At 38.9% G+C, this 22,856-nt stretch carries 19 protein-coding genes and 1 pseudogene; all 20 read left to right on the top strand.

Translation table 11 applies throughout. From position 1 onward, the window contains the following. The 20 genes and pseudogenes from LZ575_RS20385 to LZ575_RS20290 all read left to right on the top strand — a co-directional run bounded on the left by LZ575_RS20385 (nt 1) and on the right by LZ575_RS20290 (nt 22,829). Nucleotides 1-1,209, top strand: a complete 1,209-nt coding sequence (locus LZ575_RS20385; RefSeq protein WP_235326937.1) for an ABC transporter permease — start codon at nt 1-3, stop codon at nt 1,207-1,209. A gap of 53 nt (nt 1,210-1,262) precedes the next feature. Further along, nucleotides 1,263-1,859 carry an ABC transporter permease gene (locus LZ575_RS20380; protein ID WP_235326935.1) on the top strand — a complete coding sequence of 199 codons (597 nt, stop codon included), beginning with the start codon at nt 1,263-1,265 and terminating at the stop codon, nt 1,857-1,859. Nucleotides 1,860-1,880: 21 nt separating this feature from the next. Then, nucleotides 1,881-3,434 (top strand): ABC transporter permease, encoded by a 1,554-nt coding sequence (locus tag LZ575_RS20375; protein WP_235326933.1) that lies wholly within the window; start codon nt 1,881-1,883, stop codon nt 3,432-3,434. Next, the gene (locus LZ575_RS20370) at nt 3,400-3,600 is read left to right on the top strand and encodes a hypothetical protein (protein ID WP_235326931.1); all 201 of its coding nucleotides are present in this window, start codon (nt 3,400-3,402) and stop codon (nt 3,598-3,600) included. The genes LZ575_RS20375 and LZ575_RS20370 overlap by 35 nt, the downstream gene beginning before the upstream one ends. Next, nucleotides 3,563-4,312, top strand: a complete 750-nt coding sequence (locus LZ575_RS20365) for an ABC transporter permease (RefSeq protein ID WP_235326929.1) — start codon at nt 3,563-3,565, stop codon at nt 4,310-4,312. Before LZ575_RS20370 ends, LZ575_RS20365 begins: the two co-directional genes overlap by 38 nt. A gap of 10 nt (nt 4,313-4,322) precedes the next feature. Continuing rightward, nucleotides 4,323-5,990: an ABC transporter permease gene (locus LZ575_RS20360; protein WP_235326927.1), complete on the top strand. Its 1,668-nt coding sequence runs from the start codon at nt 4,323-4,325 to the stop codon at nt 5,988-5,990. 9 nt (nt 5,991-5,999) lie between these two features. Next, nucleotides 6,000-6,671 carry an ABC transporter permease gene (locus LZ575_RS20355; protein WP_235326925.1) on the top strand — a complete coding sequence of 224 codons (672 nt, stop codon included), beginning with the start codon at nt 6,000-6,002 and terminating at the stop codon, nt 6,669-6,671. 45 nt (nt 6,672-6,716) lie between these two features. Continuing rightward, on the top strand, nt 6,717-7,301 hold the full coding sequence (locus LZ575_RS20350) for an ABC transporter permease (protein ID WP_235326923.1): 585 nt from the start codon (nt 6,717-6,719) through the stop codon (nt 7,299-7,301). 158 nt (nt 7,302-7,459) lie between these two features. Next, nucleotides 7,460-7,906: an ABC transporter permease gene (locus tag LZ575_RS20345; protein WP_235326921.1), complete on the top strand. Its 447-nt coding sequence runs from the start codon at nt 7,460-7,462 to the stop codon at nt 7,904-7,906. A 98-nt stretch (nt 7,907-8,004) separates the two neighbouring features. Next, nucleotides 8,005-9,111, top strand: a complete 1,107-nt coding sequence (locus LZ575_RS20340) for an ABC transporter permease (RefSeq protein WP_235326919.1) — start codon at nt 8,005-8,007, stop codon at nt 9,109-9,111. Nucleotides 9,112-9,165: 54 nt separating this feature from the next. After that, nucleotides 9,166-9,624, top strand: coding sequence for a nuclear transport factor 2 family protein (locus tag LZ575_RS20335; RefSeq protein WP_235326917.1), 459 nt, complete (start codon nt 9,166-9,168; stop codon nt 9,622-9,624). A gap of 21 nt (nt 9,625-9,645) precedes the next feature. Next, nucleotides 9,646-9,906 carry an ABC transporter permease gene (locus tag LZ575_RS20330; protein WP_235326915.1) on the top strand — a complete coding sequence of 87 codons (261 nt, stop codon included), beginning with the start codon at nt 9,646-9,648 and terminating at the stop codon, nt 9,904-9,906. Continuing rightward, the gene (locus LZ575_RS20325) at nt 9,869-12,064 is read left to right on the top strand and encodes an FtsX-like permease family protein (RefSeq protein WP_235326913.1); all 2,196 of its coding nucleotides are present in this window, start codon (nt 9,869-9,871) and stop codon (nt 12,062-12,064) included. Before LZ575_RS20330 ends, LZ575_RS20325 begins: the two co-directional genes overlap by 38 nt. Nucleotides 12,065-12,123: 59 nt before the next feature. Then, nucleotides 12,124-13,392 carry an ABC transporter permease gene (locus tag LZ575_RS20320; RefSeq protein ID WP_235326911.1) on the top strand — a complete coding sequence of 423 codons (1,269 nt, stop codon included), beginning with the start codon at nt 12,124-12,126 and terminating at the stop codon, nt 13,390-13,392. A gap of 55 nt (nt 13,393-13,447) precedes the next feature. Next, nucleotides 13,448-14,575: an ABC transporter permease gene (locus LZ575_RS20315; RefSeq protein ID WP_235326909.1), complete on the top strand. Its 1,128-nt coding sequence runs from the start codon at nt 13,448-13,450 to the stop codon at nt 14,573-14,575. Nucleotides 14,576-14,632: 57 nt separating this feature from the next. Next, entirely contained in the window at nt 14,633-17,047 is a 2,415-nt protein-coding gene (locus tag LZ575_RS20310; RefSeq protein WP_235326907.1) for an ABC transporter permease, read from the top strand. 661 nt (nt 17,048-17,708) lie between these two features. Next, entirely contained in the window at nt 17,709-19,622 is a 1,914-nt protein-coding gene (locus LZ575_RS20305; protein ID WP_235326904.1) for an ABC transporter permease, read from the top strand. Beyond that, nucleotides 19,549-20,097, top strand: coding sequence for an ABC transporter permease (locus LZ575_RS20300; protein WP_235326902.1), 549 nt, complete (start codon nt 19,549-19,551; stop codon nt 20,095-20,097). Before LZ575_RS20305 ends, LZ575_RS20300 begins: the two co-directional genes overlap by 74 nt. Nucleotides 20,098-20,730: 633 nt before the next feature. Beyond that, nucleotides 20,731-21,415 (top strand): annotated as a pseudogene (locus LZ575_RS20295) (ABC transporter ATP-binding protein). Between the two features lies 1 nt (nt 21,416). Beyond that, entirely contained in the window at nt 21,417-22,829 is a 1,413-nt protein-coding gene (locus LZ575_RS20290) for a TolC family protein (RefSeq protein WP_235326900.1), read from the top strand. The last annotated feature ends 27 nt before the right edge of the window (nt 22,830-22,856 follow it).

Here is a 22,856-nt window from a genome sequence, read left to right as displayed (position 1 = left end):
GTGATTTTATCCAGGTTAAAACCTGTAGCCGCTTTAAACAAAATTCAAACTAATTTGGGAAGTTCTACCATTCTAAGAAAATCACTTTTAATTTTCCAGTTCACAGTATCAATAGCCTTTATTATCGCCACCCTGGTAGCTCAAAAACAGCTTCATTTTATACAGAATACCAATACCGGGGTTGACCGTTCAAATGTAATCGTACTGGATGGAGGAAGTATTGATCTTAAACAATTTGAATCTTTTAAAGAGGAACTTTCTGGTTACAGCTCCATACAAAATGTTACCGCCTCATATGATTCTCCTGTAAACATACAGGGTGGATATTCATTTTCTGTAGCCGGAAGGCAGGACGGGGAAGGTATGTCTATTACCGCTATTCCAGTTGATAAGGATTTTGTTTCAGCGATGAACCTGGAAATTATTAAGGGCAGAAATTTCACTACTGCTGATAAAAAACTGGTTTCAATTGACCGTCCAGAACGTCAATATGCTTTTATGCTGAATAGAACGGCTGTTGAAGCACTTGGTTATATTCCCGGGGAAGCAATTGGGAAGGCTGCAAGTCTAAACGGAAGAAACGGTTTAATTACAGCCGTTCTCGAGGATTTTAATTTTGTATCTCTTCACCAGAAAATAGAACTAGTAGTAATTTTTGCAGAATATGACTGGTTTGGGCAGATACTTATAAAAACGACAGGTGATAATATAAACCAGGCCATAACTGATATTGCAACAACCTGGAACTCATTTAATCCGGGCAAAACCTTTGAGTACCGTTTTCTCGATGACGAATATAGAGAACTTTACCAAACTGAACAGAGAACTGCTTCGATCCTGAATATTTTCTCCTTAATTACAATTCTCATCTCCTGTCTGGGATTATTTGGCCTTGCTGCTTTTACCGCTACCCAACGAAAAAAGGAAGTAGGTATAAGAAAAGTCCTTGGAGCATCTGTTGCACAGTTAACCACCTTACTCTCCCTGGATTTCTTAAAGCTGGTTTTACTGGGAGTGTTAATTGCAGTACCTATTGCCTGGTATGGGTCTCATTTCTGGCTTCAGGGTTTTGCTTATAAAATTAAAATGCCTTTTGAATTATTTGTAGTGGGCGGAATTCTGGCTATAGGAATTGCCCTGGCAACGGTGAGTTTACAAACAGTAAAGGCAGCCATTGCGAACCCGGTAAAGAGTCTGAGAACAGAATAATTATTTCAGGTCTCTCAAATTAGGAACTTGGGAGATAAAAAACATCAGGTGTTATGATCAAAAGCTATATAACCTCAGCAGTTCGAAACCTAATGAAATTCAGGTTCATCTCCCTGATAAATATCTTCGGGCTTACTATTGGACTTTGCTGCTGCCTTTTAATTTCAGCCTTTGTGCTTCATGAACTGAGCTATGACCGCTATCACGAAAATGCTTCAAATATCTATAGAATTGAAAGAACCTTTATTAATCCTGAAACTGGAATACCTTCTCTTGAACTGGGATCTGCAGCACCAGCCATTGGACCATTACTTGAGAATGATTTTAAAGAAATAGAGAAATTAACAAGAGTTGTTTCTGCAGGTATCGTTACCCTTCAGCATAAAGACAATATTTTTAATGAAAACGATACCTACTTTGCCGATGAGAATTTTGTGCAAATGTTTAATATCAATTTCATAAAAGGTAATCCTGAACATGCACTTACTGAAAACCTGAAAACCCGGTTCCCGGCTTTCTTTAATAGCGGCCTTGAAGCATCAGGCTGGATTTCCCTTAATCTAAGGCCGCTCAACGAGATTCCTTCATACTCTCATACCGACCTTGAAGCTGAAGTGAACGGCAACACCTCCTATCCTATTAAAACTTAAGAACCGAATAAAATTGTAAAAATGATCTGGAATTACTTCAAAATAGCGTGGCGAACCTTAACTAAAAACAAGGTTTACTCATTCATTAATATTCTGGGTTTAACCATAGGAATCGGGGCATGCATGAGTGTGGCCACAGTTGTTATAGATGATCTTTCTTATGACACGCACTGGAGTAAAGGAAATGACCTTTACAGGATCATTACTGTTAGTACCACCGGAAGTAACCAATCTAAAAGGATGGCTTCTTCATTTGCTGGTCTTAATCCCGTCTTAATGAATGATTTTCCGGAAGTAGAAGCTGTCTCACAGTTAAGTACCCGCCCCATTCATTTAAAACTTTCTTCTTCGGAATCAGATCAGGTTGAAGTGAATCTTTTACAGGCAGATACTACCGTCTGGAAGATGCTGGATTTAAAAATTTTGGCTGGAGGTCCTGAAAATTATATCCACGACAAAAAAAATCTGATCATAAGCCGCAGTTTAAAAGAAAGGTTCTTTCCAAATGAAGATCCAGTTGGTAAAATTATTTCTGATGTACCCTCTTATGGCGCAGAACCTAATTCATACGTTATCACAGGAGTTATAGAGGATATTCCCTCGAATACCCACTTAAGAGCCGATGCACTTCTGGTGCAAAAAGGAAGGCTGGAAGTTTTAAACAAGGAGCAATTTGGCACCTTTCGTCAAAATTATGTGCTTCTGAAATCAGGTACAAATTCAAATGAGTTTGGTCAAAAGCTGAGTAACTGGTATGCTGACTTTGTAGAAGCTGAAAAGGCAGATTCATTTGAACTACAACCTGTAAAGGACATTTATTTACATTCTGATTTTGCTGAATATCAGGAAATAAAAGGAAGTTTTTCAAATATATACATCCTTAGCGGGGTCGCTTTGCTTCTGCTCATTGTGGCCTGTGTTAATTTTATTAATCTTAGTACTGCCAGAGCAGTTAAACGGATGGGGGAAATAGGCGTAAGAAAGATTCTTGGTGCCAACCGTAAGCAACTGGTATTCCAGTTTCTTACAGAAGCTGTTTTATTCTTTACTATTTCTGCCTTAATAGCCACTTTCTTATATAAATTATCTGTCCCTTTTATTGAAAATTATTTGGGGCATGCATTACAACAGACCTTTGTCTCAGGTTTTTACCTGTTTGGAATAATGACTGTAATTCTTCTTTGCATAAGTCTTCTGGCAGGAGGCTATCCCGCCTTTGTAATGTCAGGATACAATCCTGCCGAAACCATAAAAGGGAATTTATATACCGGAAATTTAAGTGGCCAGAACCTGGTAAGAAAAAGCCTTGTGGTGCTTCAATTCTCAATTTCTATTATTGTTCTTATCGCACTCATTGTGGTACAGCAGCAGGTGACTTTCCTTAAGACCACAGATATTGGATATAATAAAGAATCTCTTTTAAGTATTGGAACTGTGAGCTGGGACGGCAAAGGAGATGTTTTTAAAACCCAATTATTAAAAAATTCGAATATCGAAAAGGTGAGTGTTTCCACCTGGATACCTACTAAAGGAAGGTTACATGTCCAAAAGAGTACCCGATCCTGCAGATCCTGATAAAAGTATTGAAATCTATTATATAAGTGCAGATCTTGATCTTGCAGAAACCCTGGGTCTTCAATTGCAGAAAGGAAGGCTCCTGGACAAAAAATTTCCTTCTGATGTAAAAGCTGGCAATCCCAACGGTGAAATCATTTGGAAGGAAGAGCAGGAAATCCAGTAACAGCCCTGCTTCAATTCTAACTTCATATACAGCGAATATTCTTCAGGTTAAAAATTTAAATGAAAATATTGAAGATGCTAAGATAACCCCGGTAGGAATTGTGGAAAATTTCAATACCGAATCTTTAAAAACTTCTCTTAAACCAACAATAATTACTGCGGAAAATCCTATTCCTTACGGAGGGATGATAATAAGAACAAAATCAGGAGCTGAACAGGCAGTTTTAGAAGAACTGCAAAAATTGTGGACGGAATTTTATCCCAATAAATTACTGGAAGTAAACAGGGTAGATGAAATGTTAGCCACCCAATATAAGGCTGAAAGTAAATTGCAGCAGTTGTTTGCCTTTTTCAGCGGATTAAGCTTATTCCTCGCTGCAATGGGAGTTTTTGGACTTATAGTTCAAATAACAGAACAACAGATAAAAGAAATAGGAATAAGGAAAGTGCTGGGAGCTTCGATTAACTCCATTATCCTACTTTTTTCGAAATCATTTCTGAAAATAGTAGCGGTAGCTATTGTTATTGCTTCTCCTATCGCATGGTATATTATGCATGACTGGTTACAGGATTTTGCGTACAGGATAAACATTGAATGGTGGGTATTTGCACTTGCAGGAACTCTGGCCTTGTTAATAGCAATTCTTACAGTAAGTTTTCAGGCAACCAAAGCAGCAATAGCAAATCCGGTAAAAAGTTTACGAACCGAGTAAAAATATTATTATGATCTGCAACTACTTCAAAATAGCGTGGCGAAATATTTGGAAGAATAAACTTTTTTCCTTCGTAAACATTATGGGGCTTGGTCTGGCCATTCCATTTGCTTTGCTTTCTTTGATGCAGGTTCAAAGTGTTTTTGAATACGATAATTTCCATCCGGAGAGAGAAAAGATATACCGTGTTACCACACAAATAGAAACGCCATCTGGTGAGAAAACAAAGTATGGCTCCTCTCCTATGGCCGTTGCTAGCAGATTGAGAGAGGACTATCCCTTTGTAGAAAAAGCTACTCATACAACCAGAGAATTTGGATGGGAACTTAACAATAGTATCAAAACTATAGAAGTAAACCCACTCTTTGTAGAGCCTGATTTTTTTAAAATTTTTGCCTTTCCCCTTAGAACAGGAACAATACCAGATTCTCCTAACACAATAGTGTTGAGCCATGAAATGGCACAAATATTTTTCGGAGATGCAAATCCAATAGGAAAAACCGTGACTCATCACGACTATGGAGAATTAACTATTACGGGAGTATTGCAACCCTATGAAAAAACCACGCATTTTAGAAGTGATGTCCTGGTTTCTATGGCTACCCAAAGCAAATTCAGGGACCAGAACCCACAGCTGGATCTTACAGGATATACTTATGTAAAACTTCAGAATGAAGAAAACCGCAAGAACCTGGATGCGGCTCTGGCTGCAATTACAGCAAACACTAATAAACTGGTGCAGGAGAAGGACGAAAAAAGATTATTTCAAAGCCAGGCTTTTGACAAAATCTCTCCGGATTTTGAAGAGTTGGAGGACAATCCCTATGTAGAATCTCTCAGGGACCTTTCGGTTAACTTTTTTATGGCACTCGCTATAATCTTACTGGTAAGTTTTAATTATACCAATCTCACCCTTGCACGATCATTAAACCGTGCAAATGAAGTCGGGATTAGAAAGGTAAACGGCGCCAGCCGGAACCAACTTGTATGGCAGTTTCTATGTGAATCTATTCTAATAGCTTTATTCGCACTGGTTGTTGGATTTTTTCTATTGAAAATAATGGAAGAGTTTATCACCGTAAACTGGCTCACATGGGAAGTAGATAATTACCTAATCCTTTGGTCTGTATTTATTAGTTTTACTGTACTTACTAGTGCGGTAGCGGGAATAATTCCTGCCAAAATTTTATCCCGTTTCTCACCAGCAAAAGTTTTAAAAGGAAATTTAAATCCTGCTTCCTTTGGAAAAATAGGCTTTAGAAAAAGCCTTGTGGTTATTCAATTTGTTGTCACAGCCTGTTTTATCTTCTTAATTGCAAATATGTTCAGCCAGTTCAGATACATGGCTACAGACAATGAAAATTTTAATAGGAAAGACATCTATAACATTTCAGTCAGGGGAGATCATACTTTAATGGCAAATGAAATTGCCTCGCATAAAAATGTGGAAAGTGTAGGATTTACCTCTGCTCCTTTTGGAGGAACCTCCATGACTGCCGCAATAAAAGAGAAAAAACTGGATGAAAATTTCGAAGCAAGTTATTATGCAGTTGATGCCGATTTTATTAAGAATATGAAACTCGAAATAATTGCAGGAGAAAATCTTCACGAGACCTCCGGTGATTCTACTTCCAATTTTATTGTTGTCAATGAAAAAACCCTTTTTCCCTGGGATTAGGTAAACCTAGTGGAAGCTGTCGGAAAAACAATTTATCTGAACAACGATCAACAGGTAACTATTAAGGGAGTGGTAAAGGATTTTTGTTATTACATATACCAGTTTGAAACCCGCCCTCTTGTACTTCACTACAACCCGGAAAAATTTCAGGTCCTGAGCATTAAAACTACAGGAGATTTAAATGAAGCTGCTTTCCGTGCAGGAATAGGCTCTATCTGGAAGAAACACAAGCCTTACGAGGAGATAGCAATTTCCAATTATGAAGAAGAATTATATGAGCGCTATTATCCCGGTGCCGAAATGAAATTTATGGGTATGGTATGCTTAACTATTTTCATCATTGCAATTATGGGTCTTTTAGGCATTGTCACCTACACCACCGAGAAAAGGTTCAAGGAGATAGGCATCCGTAAAGTTTTAGGTGCCTCTGTGCGAGCCATTATTCAGGAACTTTTAAAAAGTTTTTTCAAACTCCTGGCTATTTCGGCAGCAATTTGTCTTCCTCTGGGATATTTAATTTCCTTCTTCTTTATCAACATTTTCGCTTTCAATGATGGAGTGGCTGTAGGTTTAATGCTATTGCTCTTCCTTATAATAATTGCCATAGCACTTTTAACCATAGGCATACAGGCTGCTAAAGCTGCAATTACTAACCCTGCACAAATATTAAGAACAGAATAATATATAGCCATGTTAAAAAACCATTTCAAAATCGCCTGGAGAAATATGCTGAGGCATAAAGGGTTTTCCTTTTTAAATATCGCAGGTTTGGCTTTAGGCTTTACAGCTTGCTTTTTAATTGCCCTCTTCATTTGGGACGAATATCAATTTGATAAATTCCTTCCTGAAGGAGATCGGGTTTACCGGGTTTATAATAACCATACCGATAATGAAGGAACCGAGGATTTGGCTGTAACTTATCCTATGATTGCTCCTACCCTGAACGAAAACTTTCCTGAAGTTGAAAAAACTGCCAGGATCTTAATGCTGCCGGAAACAAAGAACCTTTATGAAGTAGGCGATAAAAAGATCTATGAAGAGAGGGGAATTTTTGTTGATTCTACCTTCTTTGAGGTTTTACCCTTAGAATTTAAATACGGAACCGCAAAAAGTTCCCTAGATCAACCGGAATCTATTGTTCTTTCTGAAGAAATGGCAGAAAGATATTTTGGTATTGAAAATCCTGTAGGTAAAGAAATTATTATGAATAAAACTCCTTTAAAAATTACAGGAGTTTTTACAAAAAAATCCAAAGTTTCATTTACAATTCGAATCTGTAATGCCTCTTGCTTTGGCAGGTATACCTGCTGAAAGAATGCAAAGCTGGGGATGGAATCAATTTTATAATTATGTAAAGTTAAAACCCGGTACCAATGCAGAAGCTTTGGAAGCAAAACTACGGCAGATTGTAGAGCAAAAAACAAAAGAAACTAAGCCAGGGAGGAGAACTCTCAACTAACATAATGCACTTGCAGCCTTTAAAAGATATTCATTTACATTCCTCCAGCTTTGTGTATGACAATGCTAAAAGAGGTAATATTACTTATGTAAAGGCTCTTACTTTTATCGCAATCTTTATTTTACTTATTGCCTGTTTTAACTTTATAAACCTTGCTACCGCAAAATCTCTACAACGAGCAAAAGAAGTTGGAGTTAGAAAAACTATTGGAGCAGATCGAAAGCAATTGATCACTCAATTTTTGGGAGAAACGGTATTCCTTACAATTATAAGTATTGTTCTTTCTCTGGCTTTAACCGCTCTTTTGCTACCATGGTTAAATGAGTTTACAGGTAAAGATATAAACTACTCTGCCTTCACAAACCCCATAGCATTACTGGTATTTTTAATTCTTACAATAACTGTGGGAATTCTTGCCAGCCTTTACCCGGCGCTGGTACTTTCTAAGTTTAGGTAGTAAAAGTACTTAAAGGTTCGGCTGCAGGAGATCAGGAACCGGGAAAGACACCACTGCTTCGCCACGGGCTGGTAGTTCTTCAGTTTTCCATGTCTGTCTTGCTTATAATTAGCGCCATTGTAGTTTTTAATCAGGTGAATTATCTGCATAATAAAGATTTGGGATTTAGTAAAGACCAGATCATGTTTTTTCCAATGCGAGGGGATGAAATGTTCACCAACAAAGATGCTTTTAAGGATCAACTGGAACAAATTCCCGGAGTTGCTTCTGTATCCGTGGGCTATGGATTCCCGGGAGATGCAGTGGCGGGAGACGGAATAAAGACTCTTAAAAACGGGCAACTGGTAGAAAACCCGGCCACGCAGTTAATGGTAGATTATGACTATATCCAGACCTTAGGTCTGGAAATGGTAGCGGGCCGACCTTTTTCAGAAGAAATGGGAACAGACAGGGATAAAGCTTTCATCATTAACGAAACCGCTGTAAAAAACCTCGGATTTGAAACTCCGGAGAAAGCCATAGGACAACAACTTACCTGGAATGTGTGGAACAATACCAATCCCGATTCTTTAAAAGTGGGACAGGTAATTGGCGTTGTAAAAGACTTTAACTATAAGAGTCTTTATGAAAAAGTTGAAACTACAGTGCTCCAAATTTTCCCTGATGCAGCCTGGAAAGTAGCGGTGAAATTGGAAACTGCGCAACTGGAAAGTTCTCTTGATCAGGTTGAGACGGTTTGGAACAAATTCAGTCCCGAATATCCTCTTGAATATAAATTTTTAGACGAAAATTTTGAAGTTATGTATCAGTCTGAAGATAAATTAAAAACTCTGTTGGGCGTATTTACCGGGCTTGCAATTTTCGTGGGTTGCCTTGGATTATTTGGATTGGCTGCATTTTCCGCAGAAAGAAGGAAGAGAGAAATTGGAATTAGAAAAGTTCTTGGGGCAAGTGTAGAAAACATAGTTATGCTTCTTTCTAAAGATTTTGTAAAGCTGGTATTGGTTGCTCTTTTAATTGCCTCTCCAATTGCCTGGTATTTTATGGACGGCTGGTTACAGGATTTTGCCTATAGGATCAACATTGGCTGGTACGTGTTTTTAATAGCAGGAATTTCGGCAGTAAGCATTGCCTTATTAACAGTAGGTTTTCATGCTATTAAAGCAGCAGTAAGCAATCCCGTTAAAAATATAAGAACAGAATAAAGCCAACCCCCTGAAGGCGACATAAAAATTATATCATCAATCAATCTTATCATTATGAAAAATAACATCAAATTTTTCTTTATCCTGCTCCTGATAATAAGCAGCACAGCCGGGTTTTCACAAAACTCTTCTTCTGAAGATGAAAAAAAGGTGAGAGCAGCAATCCTGGATTATGTTGAAGGGGTTTACGAAGTTGATCCCGCAAGGATTAAAAAAAGTGTTCATCCCTCTCTTGTAAAGCGGGGAACATCCCTGAACAGGCAAAGCGGTGAATATTCTCAATTCAATGAGATGACCTTCGGGCAACTGGTAGAACTTGCCAAAAACTGGAATAAAGATGGGAACCGTGCAGACTCAAAAACGGTGCGAGATATCACTGTTTATGATGTTCAGGATAAAACAGCAACGGCAAAAGTTGTAGCCGCCTGGGGAACAGATTACTTCCATTTAGCACAGATTGATGGAAAATGGTACATCATGAATGTGCTATGGCAATCACTAAAATCTAATTGATTTCAGCAAAAACATAACGCCATGCTATCACTTTCTATAAAACAAATCCTTCGGAACCTGTGGAGAAACAAGAGCTTCACCTTCATCAACCTGTTGGGTTTATCCCTTGGTATTGCAGCTGTTGTTGTACTTTTTCTTATCTCTACTTATGAAAGCGGCTTTGACCAATTTCATTCTGAGACTGACAATCTTTACCGCGTAGTAAGTAAAACTGAAAGAAACGATCAACTAAATTTCGATGCCCATGTTCCTTATCCAACTAAGCAGATTCTTGCAGGATGAAGTTCCGGGAATTACAGCTACACAGATAAACTTTGCTGATGAGATGCAGGTGCAGATTGCAGAGCAGGACCCTATTCTTGAAGAAAATGTAATTTTTGCTGACTCTCTTTTTTTTAATGTTCTTGATTTCAAAGAGGTTGAAAATTTCTGGATCTCCGGAAGTCCTGAAACCGCTTTAGACTTACCTAATGTTGTGGTACTATCAGAGAGTAAGGCAAAAGAGTACTTCCCCGGCAGTAATGCAATGGGCCAGCTAATTCGAATTGATAATAAGGCAGATCTTGAGGTGGTGGGAGTTGTAAAAGATGTTTCAGGTAGAAGCCATTTACCGTATTCTATAATTATCTCCTACTCCACCTTAAATGATGAACTCATGAATGGGTTTGATCTCCAGAGTTGGTCTTTTACTTCCGGCGGCTATAGCTATGTGCGCCTTCCTGATAAGCAGGCACCTACTGCCCTTGATGCGGCTTTTGAAGCTATGGTGGAAAGAAAATCTACTCCCGAGGAGAAAAGAAAGGAAGAAATATACCTGCAGCCATTGTCCCAAATACATTTTGATCCCACTTACGAGGGCAGTAATGCAACATATACAGTAAGCTCCAGATACCTTACAATGTTGTTGTTGCTTGGGGGTTTCATACTGCTCATTGCATGCGTTAATTATGTAAATCTTTCTACTTCTTTTGCTTTTACTAAATCAAAAGAGGTTGGGGTTCGAAAAACAATTGGAGCCTCTAAAAAGCAGCTGTTCTTTCACTATATGCTGGAGACTTTTGTTGTGACTCTGTTGGCAGCTGTGATAGGAATTGCCATTGCTCTTCTATTTTTACCTACGATCAACAGTATTTTAGGGAAATCCATTAATTCATTAGCTCTTCTTGATCCTCTTTTCATAACCGGATTTTTAGGCATAATAATTTTAATCTCCTTTATTTCAGGAGCCTACCCGGCTATTATTTTATCCGGGTTTAGCCCGGTGAATTCACTGAAAAATCGCTTTGCCACGCCGGGTAAATCCTCTGTGGTATTAAGAAAAGGATTAGTTGTATTTCAATTTACCACATCCATTGCCCTCATAATTTGTACCCTGGTCATCTCCCGACAAATGGAGTATTTTCAGAATAAGGAATTAGGCTTTAACAAGGAGGCTGTCATAGAAGTGCGATTACCGGAAAGCGATAGTATCAAACGTGAAAATTTCAGGAACCTCTTACAGGAACAAACAGGAATTAAGCAAATCTCTTTTTGTTTGGGAGCTCCAATTTCAGGAAGCGGAATTGGTACAAGTTTAAACGCACCTCAACTTCCGGAAGGTGGTGGTTATAGTACCAAGGTCATTCCCTGCGATGGCAATTATCTTAAAACCTACGAGATGGAAATTCTGGCAGGCAGATGGTTTCTTTCTTCAGAAGAAAAAAATATAGGAAGTGCTGTGGTCATAAACCGTTCCCTTGCCAAAACCCTGGGATTTAATGAACCTGAAGAAGCTCTGGGAAGTACAATACAAATAGGAATAAATGATATTAGACCAACCATTGTAGGAGTAACTGAAGATTTTCATACTTCTTCCCTTCACGAGAATATAGGATCGGTTGCAATGACACCTTTCCCATACTTTCATGTAGCTGCGGGTATTAAAATTAATCAGGCAGATATGAGAAATACCCTGGCGGCTGTGGAAGATTCCTGGAGAAAAATTTATCCCGATAATGTTTACGAAATGAACTTCATTGATGAAACACTTGCAGGAAGTTATGAGCAGGAAACGCAAAACTTTCAAATTTTCAAAGCATTTTCATTCATCTCCATCTTCATTTGCTGTATTGGTTTATGGGGTCTTATCTCTTTTGTAGTGGTGAGGAAAACAAAAGAAATAGGAATAAGAAAAGTGCTGGGCGCCACGGTAAGTGGGATAGTGGTTTTGTTAAGCAGGGATTTCCTCCTCTTAATTGCAATTGCATTGTTGCTTGCTTCTCCCGTCGCCTGGTATTTTATGGATAAGTGGCTTCAGGATTTTGCATATCGCATTGACATAGGATGGATCGTTTTTGCCATTGCAGGAATATTTGCCATTCTTATAGCTTTTATAACAATAAGTTATCAGGCAATAAAAGCTGGACTGGCAAATCCGGTTAAAAATTTAAGGACAGAATAATTCAAATAACCAGACCTCACAGGTTTTTAAAACCTGTGAGGTCTTAATCTTCTACCGTCATGTTCAAAAACTATTTAAAATTAGCCGCCAGGAATTTGATGAAGCATAAGACCTTCTCTTTCATCAACATCTTTGGATTAGCAATTGGTTTTATCTGTTGCATGCTTATCTCCTTGTATATTTTTCACGAATACAGCTATGACCTGCATCATGAAAATGGAAGCAGAACTTATCAGTTAGCTGCGGTACACGAATCCGACGGAGAATCAGAAGCAAGACCTACGGTACCTGCAGCAATGGCAGGGACTCTTACTCAGGACTTTCCGGAGATCGAGGAAACCACAAGATTACTGGCACTTTTTGAAGATGATAAAACCCTTTTGAAATATGAGGCACCAGGTGGTGCGACAAATTCCTTTTATGAGACAGAAGGATTTATTGCCGATGCTTCCTTCTTCGATATGTTCACTTATAATTTTATTGAAGGAAATCCTGAAACAGCACTTGCTGCTCCCAACACTGTAGTTGTAACAGAAGAAATTGCGAGGAAAATGTTTGGAAATGATTCCGCATTGGGCAAACAAATAAGAGTAAGCAGCAGTACCAACGGGGACCACGACTACACGATTAGCGGTGTCTTTAAACCTCATAAAAATCCTTCCCATATCAATGCCCGCTTCTTCCTGTCTGTTGAGGGAGGAAATCTTGAGGAGTTTGTAAATAACAGTACCACACTGGTAAACAATAATATGTTCTTTACTTATTTAAGGCTGAAGGAAGGGATTGATCCACAAAGTCTGGAGAAAAAATTTCCTGGTTTTATTAAGCAACATATGGAGGAAGACTTAAAGGCCCGGGGATCTAAAGCCGAATTTTTTCTTACTCCCCTTGAAGATATTCACCTGGAATCAAGAATGGCCGAAAATGTTACCCCTCCCGGAAGCAGGAAATACATCTATATTCTGGCTTCTATTGCTATTCTTACCCTGCTTATAGCGTGTATTAACTTTATGAATTTGTCTACCTCCCGCTCTTCCAAGAGAAGTGTGGAAGTAGGTGTTCGTAAAGTCCTGGGTGCCGAAAGGAAAACGCTCATCTGGCAATTTTTGGGAGAATCACTTATTATGTCTCTTATTGCTTATTTCTTCGCAGTTATACTGGTGCAGTTTCTTCTTCCCATCTTCGGCCAGGTAGCGGGAAAAGAAATTACTTTGGCACTTGATCAACAAGTACAGCTATATCTTGCCTTTTTATTGATAGCATTTCTTACGGGACTTCTTGCAGGAAGTTATCCGGCTTTTTTCCTGTCCTCATTTAAACTAGGTTAAAGTACTTAAAGGAAAATTCTCAAATTCCTTTGCTGCCATTTCTCTAAGAAAAGGATTGGTAGTAGTACAATTTGTAATATCTGTGGTATTAATTATCGCTTCTGTTGTCATCTCAAAACAAATGAACTTCTTACGTTCTACGGATCTTGGGTTTAAAAAAGAACAACAACTCGTAATCCCATTGAGGAGTGCAGTAGCAAAAGAAAATTACCTGAATTTAAAGCAAAAAATAGCTGCCAATCCCGATGTCAAATCTGTTGGGGCATCCTTTTACTATCCGGGAATCTTTAATCCTACAGACTGGTTGATGTACAAAGAAGGAAATACTATGGAAAACGCCAAATCTGTTTACATCAACAGGGTTGACAATAGTTTTTTACAAACCATGGAGATTAAACCTGTAGCAGGACGTATTTTTTCTGAAGATTTTACTGGAGACAACGAGAACAGTATAGTAATAAATGAAAAGGCTGTTTCAGTGATGGGTTTTGCTTCGCCGGAAGCAGCAGTAGGTAACTGGATCGCCTTTGACTGGGAAGGCACGCAGTATCGCTTCGGGATTATAGGGGTTGTAAAAGATTTTCACTTTAAAGATCTCCATATAGGCATAGAACCTTATGGTTTCCTATTAAACAACACCTCAAACCAAAATTACATCATTGCCCAGGTGGGCACAGGTAATATGAAACAAAACCTCGATTCCTTTGAAGCAAACTGGAAAAGTGTAATTCCTAATGAACCTTTTGAGTACAGTTTCCTGGACCAGGATTTTCAGAAAAATTATCAGGCAGAAGACTGGCTTGCAAAGATGATAAGCTATTTCACTTTAATAGCAATTATTATTTCCTGCCTTGGATTATTTGGCCTGGCCACCTTTAGTGCGGAGCAGCGAATCCGGGAAATCGGCCTCAGGAAAGTTTTGGGTGCAAGTGTTTCCAATCTTGTGGCCTTACTTTCTGTTGACTTTCTAAAATTGGTATTGTTGGCAGTTTTGATTGCCTCTCCTCTTGCCTGGTATGCTATGGACAAATGGCTGCAAACTTTTGCCTATAAGATCAGTATTTCCTGGGAGGTGTTTGCTTTAACGGCATTACTTGCAATAATAATAGCACTGGTCACAGTAAGTTTCCAGGCAATAAAAGCCGCTCTGGTAAATCCTGTAAAGAATTTAAGAACTGAGTGAAAAATTTTAGACCTCACAGGTTTTAAAAATCTGGGAGGTCTGATAAAAAATAAAATCATGATTAGAAATTATCTTAAAATGGCCTGGAGGAATCTATTAAAAGATAAAACCTTCAGCTTTCTGAATATTTTCGGACTGGCTGTGGCTTTTGGTGTAGCAATTCTCTTAAGCATCTATGCTCTTTTTGAACTTTCATACGATCAATTTCATTCAGATGAGGTTTACATAGTTTATTCTACAGATCAAACTCCAAAGGGAGCTCAGGCAAGTACTTCAAGGGAAATACCTTTTGCAGGAGCATTACAGGAAGAAGTCCCGGGAATAGAAAAAATTACAAGGTATATGGGGACCTCCGGTCTTATAATTTCCGGAGATAAGCAAATAAGGCTGAACACAACTTACGTAGATCCCGATTTCTTTTCCATCTTTAATTTTCCACTGATTAAAGGTGATAAAGAAAATCCAATAACTGAAAAATCTACTGTTGCAATCACTCAATATGCAGCGAAAACAATATTTAATTCTGAAGATGTTATAGGTGAAACTATAAGAATCCTGCAGGAAGGAGAGGAAACCCCCTATACCGTGGCAGCTATAGTAGAAGATTTTCCGGATCAAAGCAGTATGGGTTTTGATGTTGTTTTAAACTTTAAAAACCTTCCGGATTTCGTTTATGCGGATAATCTTAATGCCTGGGATAAATCGAATCACGAGGTGTTCCTCAAATTATCTGAAAATGTTACTCCTGCTGAATTTGAAAAATCCACCAGGGCTTTTACTGAACTACATTATCAGGAAGAGTTAGAAGCTGCAAAAAGAGATGGAGCTCAACCTGACGCAAATGGTCATTATAAACAATTTCGCCTGGTACCATTTTCTGATTCCCGTTTCCTGAAGTTTGAAAATGGAATAGCAAAAATTTCCAAAACAATGCCATACCTGGTGCTGGGCATCGCATTCCTGATATTGTTTATCGCCAGTGTCAACTTCATCAATATGAGCATTGCCAGGAGCTCACAACGGCTTCGGGAGATTGGAATGCGAAAAACTTTAGGAGCGGGGAAAATCCAGCTCTTTCTTCAATTTTGGGGTGATAGTATTCTTATTTTCTTAGCCGCCATGGCACTGGGAGCTTTATTGGCTACTTATCTTATAGATCCTTTCAAGACGCTATTCGAGACTTCCGCCTCATTTAAATCTGTTTCTTCCCCTCATATAATTGCAATTTTTCTCCTGGTGCTGCTTCTAATTACGCTTTCGGCAGGTGGTTATCCCGCAATTCTACAAAGCAGGCTGGGAACTCTGCAGGCATTAAAAGGTAAACTTGAGACCACAGGCAAAAACAGAGTGCGAAATTTTCTAATGGTGCTCCAGTTTGGTATTGCTATTCTTTTAATAAGTGGTACCCTGATACTTTGGAATCAGCTGGAATTTATGAGAAATAAAGATCTGGGTTTTGACAAGGAACAGGTTATTGCTTTTCCACTTAACGGGAAGCAAAGTGACCAAAGAGCCATGCAGTTATTGCGGAATGAATTGCAGGATAAGCCTGGAATAATCAGCGTGAGTGCATCCAACAATATCCTTGGAATGGGAAAAGATCAAACCCGGTCTACAAGTGTTATAGGATTTGAATTTCAGGGACGGGGGGTAAGAACAAATATGATCATGGTTGATCACGACTATATTGAAACCCTGGGTTTGGAGATGATAAAAGGCCGAAGTTTTGATCGGCAATTCGCGACAGATAGTCTTGCTGTGGTTATTAATGAAGCTATGGTCAGAGAACTAAATGAAGAAGATATTCTTAGCACCAGGATCACTCTGGACGATTCCATCCAATATTCCGTGATTGGTGTTTTAAAAGATTATAATTTCCAGGACCTCAACCGGGAAATTGAGCCTATGACATTGTTCCTGAATCCCGGGTGGAATCTACGGCACGCATATGTTAAAGTTGCTCCTCAAAATGTTTCAGGATCTTTTGAGAAAGTTAAAGCAGCCTGGAACAAAATTGAACCCCAGGCTGAATTCATGGGATCCTTTCTCGATGAAAATATCGACCGTACTTTAAAACGAGAACGCAATATGACCACCATGATAACCAGCGGATCTATTATTGCAATTATTTTGAGTTGTACAGGTTTGTTTGCCATTTCCCTCTTAGTAGTAACTCAACGCAGAAAAGAAATAGGTATAAGAAAAGTTGTGGGGGCAAGTGTTTCCAACATCACTTTTATGCTTACCATGGATTTTCTGAAGCTGGTAGGGTTAGCTTTTCTTATTGCGGCACCCATTGCCTGGCATTTTGGTAGAAAATGGATCCAGAACTACCCGTATAGGATAGATCTAAATTTGTGGATTTTCCTGGCAGTAAGCGGAATTGCTGTCTTAATCGCATTATTGACAGTAAGTTTTCAGGCTATAAAGGCCGCAACTTCTAATCCTGTAAACAGTTTAAAATCTGAATAAAATAATAAGGAACTACCTCAAAATTGCCTGGAAGAATATCCAAAGGAACAAGGGAAAATTCTCAATAACAATGGCTACAGGATTTTGCTTACCGCATATCGATCGAGTGGTGGATTTTCGCACTTGCAGGCTCGATAACTTTAATAATTGCTTTCCTTACGATTAGTTATGAAAGCATAAAAGCAGCTACGGCCAACCCTGTAGAAAGTTTAAAAACAGAATAAAGGTCCCTCCTCATGGTTCCTGTAGTGCAGGCCAATGGGATGTGTATTGGTACCGAACACAAAGTGTTCGCCAACGAACACTTTTAAAAATGTATATGCATTAAATGGTTATAAATCAAAATATTGCATTAACGGCACACTTTTGCTAATTGAATAAGGGACCATACTTTTGGCTTAGTTTAAAACTGGTTTAGAGACCAAATATAGTTTTAAGTCTGTCAATGCTGCAATACGAAATCCTATGAAAGGGTTGAGACCAGGATAAAACGTCCCGAGTCCTGCCTTTGCCTATAGAATGGTCCGGAGGGACCACAAAGTGCTGGAAAAAGTTTAAAGAAATAAGAGTCAGGAGACAGTAGCCAAGAAAAAATTGGAAAGTGGTACTGTCAGCAGTCAAATCTTAGAAGAACAGAATAGGATAAAATATAATTTATATCATGGTAAAAAATTACTTTAAGATCGCGTGGCGGAACCTGGAAAACAGTAGAACGTACTCTATTATAAGTATTTTCGGATTGGCTGCCGCTTTAGCCAGTTTTATTATTGTCTTAGTTGCTGTTAATTATGAGCTCAGCTACGATACCTGGGATCCAGAACTTCAAAAAGTTTATAAAGTCTCTATGCGGCTACAGGATGATGTTATGGAAGATACCCCGGCACCATTAGCCTCTTTTTTAGCTGAAAAACACCCCAATATTGAAGCAGCCACCTCTATGCAGGGAGCCGGGGAGTATGAGGTTCTTGTAAGCAGCGGTGAAAAAAGCATCTACCATAAAGGCTTTGCATCTGCAGATTCTCTTTTTTTACAGGTCTTTCCCTATAAACTTAGCCGTGGAGACAGAGCTACCGCGCTTCATGCTCCAAATGCGGTAATCATAAGTGAGGAACTGTCAAAAACACTCTTTGGGGACAGCAATCCTATGGGAGAAACAATAAAGATCTTTAATGCAATGGAAGGGGTGATAACCGGAGTGATGGAATTGCCTAAAACACCCTCTCATCGCAATGTTCATTTAGTAATGCGGGATCCTTATGCTAAACAGAATTTTTTCTGGAACAATAATTCCTATAATACCTATATTAAATTAACTCAGGTTGTTTCTGAAACTCAGCTTGAAGAAGATCTTAACAGAATATACCTGGAGGAACGAGTTCAAAAGGATGAAGTTTTAAGCGAAGCCTATAACAAGTCAGGACAAAAGACCATATTGTTTACAGATGTCGTCCCGAATATTCAAAATTTTTCAAAGTTTGGGAATAGCAATATTAAAACCGTTTCCATATTGTTTTTTCTGGCAATTTTGCTTCTGTTAACGGGTGCCATTAATTTTAGTAATCTCACGGTCGCCAAGTCTATAGGAAGGGCAAAGGAAGTAGGAATAAGGAAGGTTTTGGGTTCTGGCCGCCGTAAATTGATCTTGCAGTTTATGACCGAAACTGCCGTGCAATGCACCATCAGTCTTATAATAGCCATAACAATTGTTATTTTATGTTTGCCATATATAAATAACTCTCTTAACCTTCAACTCAATTTTTGGGGAGAAAACAGTCTAACGCTTATTACACAAATTGGATTGTGTCTGGTTGTAATCACTTTGCTTTCGGGGCTTTATCCCTCGATTCATCTTTCCCGTTTCAACATTGTAAAGGTTTTAAAAGGAAATTATTCCGCAGGAAATAAAGGAATCACTTTTAGAGATATCCTGGTAGTATTTCAGTTTATGGTAACTGCCTTTTTTATTATTGCTATTTTAGGAATAAACAGACAGCTCGATTATATTCAAAGTAAAGACAAAGGTTTTACAGGAGAGCAGGTGCTGCGAATTGAAGCTACCCAGGCTACACGTGAACAGGGATTTGCGGATACAAGAAATTCCTTGCTTTCAATTCCGGGAGTGAGTAGTGTTGCTAAAACCACTACTGTTCCCGGCGATAAAATAGCCGATTCTTCCACCTATAATTTTAACTATAAGGGCGAAAAAATACGTATGGGATCGGTAAAGGTGAGCACCGATTATTTTAAGACTCTGGAGATTCCTTTAATTGCAGGAAGGTTTTTCAATGAAACTTTTAGCGATCAAAATACCCGCAGTGCAATTATTAACGAGACTGCGGCAAAGAAGCTACAGGTGGAGGATCCTCTTGGGGAAACGATTTCCTTTGGAGGATGTGAGGAGGGAGCGGTGCAGATTGTTGGAATTGTAAAAGATATTAATGTTCATGGGTTTGAATTTGAAGTGAAGCTTAGCTGTTTATACTATAGAAAACAATGCCTGTATGTATCAGTCTGGAGGAGCAATCCTGGTAAAACTGAAATCTCACCAGATAGAATCTACTCTTGCCGAAATTGAAAAAAAATGGAAAGTAATTGAACCCGATTTTCCGCTACGTTCTTCCTTTTTGGATGCCAACTTTCAGCAATTGTTCAGCTCCTATTTCATGCTGCAAAAGGTTGTCAGATTTTTTGGCACCATTGCAATATTAATTTCTATAATGGGATTGTTTGCATTAACAGCATTTATAATCAAACAGCGAAATAAGGAAATAGGAATAAGAAAGGTCCTGGGAGCAAATACCAGGAATATAACCGCACTAATAGGCAAAGATTTTTTACTACTGGTTTTAGTCGCAAGTTTTATTGCCATTCCCGTTGGCTGGTGGGCTATGGATATTTGGCTGCAGGACTTTGCTTACCAAACTACTATAGATTGGTGGGTGTACGCAGCAGCACCAATTATCGTTTTAATAGTTGCCCTTGTAACAGTGAGTTTCCAAACTATTAAAGCTGCATTACAAAACCCGGTAAAAAGTTTAAGAACCGAATAAGGCGTAATAACCTTAGTGGGAATGAATAATAAATTTAATTGTCGTGACAGCAAAATATTTCAAGATCGCGTGGTGCCATTTATAGAAGAACAAGCTTGATTATTTGCTTTACCTGCTCTCGATGGTGGAAAGGACAAAAGAAATTGGAATTAAGAGAGTGTGACACCTGAGATAATGGACTTGAGACGGTGAAAGGGAGAATTGTCCAAAGTTGGAATAAAGTAAAAACGAGGAAAGTGATTATCAGGATATAAGACAGGGATTTATTTGTGAGTGATATGCGGAAACCTGAGAGTTCGGAGGGAAAAAAGAAGAAGGTGGAAGTTGAAAGTCCGAAGTCCGAAGTTGGGAGTTGGGAGTTGGGAGTTAGAAGTTAGAAGTTAGAAGTTAGAAGTTCTAATTAATAAAAGTGAAAAGAGGAAAGTGGATAGTCGGGACCTGGAAAATTGGATTTAGTTATGAGGTATCTGCGGAGATCTGGGGGAAATAAATATTAGTGGATTAGTGGCTAGCCTTAACCAGTAACGGTAAATAAAGAACAGAGAACAAAGAACGAAGAACAGAGAACAGAGAGTTGAGAATTGAGAATTGAGAATTGAGAATTATAAAGAACGATAATTTAAAACCAGAAACATGCTAATAGAACTAAAAAACATTTACAAGTGGGTAAAGCAAGGAGGAAGAAGAACATTTTTGCTAAATGACCTCAGCCTTAAAGTGGAAGAGGGAGAATTTCTTTCCATTATGGGACCTTCAGGGTCCGGGAAATCCACGCTTTTAAATGTGATAGGAATGCTGGACACTTTTGATGAGGGAGAATATTATTTCCTCGATGAGCTAAGTCCATCTGCTCAAGGAAAAACAAAGAACAAGGCTTTTTAATGAAAATGTCGGCTTTATCTTCCAGGCATATCACCTGCTGGATGAACTCACAGTTTATGAAAATATTGAAACACCACTGTTGTATAAAAACGTGAAGTCTTCAGAAAGAAAAGCAATGGTAGCCGATATTCTGGACCGTTTTAATATTGTGGGAAAAAAAGATCTTTTTCCTGCACAACTAAGTGGCGGGCAACAACAACTGGTGGGAATAGCAAGAGCGCTAATAATAAAACCTAAACTGATTCTGGCCGATGAACCTACAGGAAACCTTAAGACCAAACAGGGAGAGGAAATTATGGAACTTTTTAAAGAACTCAACCGTGAAGGTGTCACCATTATTCAGGCCACACATTCAGAAAATAATGCCAGTTATGGTACCCGTATTATCCATCTCGTTGACGGAATGATGCAGCGCCAAAACTCTGAAACCCTTTAATATGTTACGAAGTTTAATAACCGGATTCTTAATTTTATCTTTTACAGTTGCTCTTTCCCAGGAGGATGCTGTATCCCTCACTCTGGAAGAAAGTATAAGAATTGCTCTCGAAAACAACCTCGACCTGCAAAGTGCCCAACTGCGTTCTAAACGTGCGAATGTAAATTTCAGGAGGGCCAGAAACAGCGTGCTGCCAGATTTAGGGGGTTCCTACAATATAGGTTTGAGCAACGGTAGAAGTATTGACCCTTTTACTAATGCTTACATCAACAGAGAGCTGACTTTTTCTAATGCCGGACTGTCGCTTGATGCAGTTATCTTCAACGGCTTTAACCTGTTAAACAGGATAAGACAGAGTAAATTAAATTTACGAGCCTCACAGATGGAGGTTGAGGAAGAAAAACAAAATCTGATGCTTGATGTTACCCTCGCCTACCTCACAGTTCTTAACAATCGCGACCTTGTACAGCTGGCTGAGAACAGGCTGGAAACAACTGCAGAACAGGTAAACCGTCTCCAGACGCTCTACAACGAGGAAGTGGGGAATCCTGCTGACTTTACAGATATACAGGGACAGGCAGCAGTGGAACGCACAGGAATTATTCAGTCACGCAATAATCTACAGGAATCTCTTCTCAACCTGGAGCAGCTTTTAAACATCACTTATGACGTAGCACCTGAAGGTATTCAGTTACTTGTTGACCTGGAGCCCTACTCCTATTCTGCTGAACAGGTGTATGAGGAAGCCTTAAACAGCCTGCCTACGTTTAAGGCCAGGGAGTTAAGAGTAGAAGCTGCAAGAAAAGGAGTGCACGTTGCGAGATCTCTATACATCCCTGAAATTTCCCTATTTGGACAATTAAATACCAACTATTCCAGCGCTGCACAGATATTTCTTGAAAAGGGAACAACAACTGTTGAAACAGGAAATTTTGTGACTATAGATAATCAACAAATACCTGTTTTTGCAAATCAAACCCAGTTTACTGAAGAACCTATTACCTATAACGACCAGTTTACAAATAACCTCAACTCTGTAGTGGGAGTTTCGGTTAGGCTGCCAATCTTCAATGGCTTTGAGGCAAAAAACAATGTTGCCCTTGAGAAGATCAATCTTCAGGAATCGATTGTGGAGATGGATAATACAAGTCTCCGGCTAAAGCAAACTATTGAACAGGCACATAATGATATGCAGGCGGCATATACCCGATACAATATCCTTCAGGAGCAGGTGGCAGCGTTTGAAGAATCCTTCAGGATTAATGAGATAAGATTTAACAGCGGAGTTTCCACTATAGTCGAATATACCATCAGCAAAAATAACCTGGACAACGCAAGGATCAACCTGGCTAATGCTAAGTATGAATACCTGCTTCGGGTGAAGGTGCTGGATTACTACCGTGGCATAATTTAAGCCTTAATATCAGGAAGAATAGATGTG

It is taken from the genome of Antarcticibacterium sp. 1MA-6-2 (assembly GCF_021535135.1).
Taxonomy (GTDB): domain Bacteria; phylum Bacteroidota; class Bacteroidia; order Flavobacteriales; family Flavobacteriaceae; genus Gillisia.
This window is presented reverse-complemented; position numbering and strand designations above follow the sequence as displayed.

Coding starts and splice junctions, on each gene's coding strand:
- LZ575_RS20300 (WP_235326902.1), top strand. CDS start 19,549: ATGTATCAGTCTGGAGGAGCAATCCTGGTAAAACTGAAATCTCACCAG.
- LZ575_RS20375 (WP_235326933.1), top strand. CDS start 1,881: ATGATCTGGAATTACTTCAAAATAGCGTGGCGAACCTTAACTAAAAAC.
- LZ575_RS20325 (WP_235326913.1), top strand. CDS start 9,869: ATGTTCCTTATCCAACTAAGCAGATTCTTGCAGGATGAAGTTCCGGGA.
- LZ575_RS20380 (WP_235326935.1), top strand. CDS start 1,263: ATGATCAAAAGCTATATAACCTCAGCAGTTCGAAACCTAATGAAATTC.
- LZ575_RS20290 (WP_235326900.1), top strand. CDS start 21,417: ATGTTACGAAGTTTAATAACCGGATTCTTAATTTTATCTTTTACAGTT.
- LZ575_RS20330 (WP_235326915.1), top strand. CDS start 9,646: ATGCTATCACTTTCTATAAAACAAATCCTTCGGAACCTGTGGAGAAAC.
- LZ575_RS20310 (WP_235326907.1), top strand. CDS start 14,633: ATGATTAGAAATTATCTTAAAATGGCCTGGAGGAATCTATTAAAAGAT.
- LZ575_RS20350 (WP_235326923.1), top strand. CDS start 6,717: ATGCTGAGGCATAAAGGGTTTTCCTTTTTAAATATCGCAGGTTTGGCT.
- LZ575_RS20370 (WP_235326931.1), top strand. CDS start 3,400: ATGTCCAAAAGAGTACCCGATCCTGCAGATCCTGATAAAAGTATTGAA.
- LZ575_RS20305 (WP_235326904.1), top strand. CDS start 17,709: ATGGTAAAAAATTACTTTAAGATCGCGTGGCGGAACCTGGAAAACAGT.
- LZ575_RS20360 (WP_235326927.1), top strand. CDS start 4,323: ATGATCTGCAACTACTTCAAAATAGCGTGGCGAAATATTTGGAAGAAT.
- LZ575_RS20320 (WP_235326911.1), top strand. CDS start 12,124: ATGTTCAAAAACTATTTAAAATTAGCCGCCAGGAATTTGATGAAGCAT.
- LZ575_RS20335 (WP_235326917.1), top strand. CDS start 9,166: ATGAAAAATAACATCAAATTTTTCTTTATCCTGCTCCTGATAATAAGC.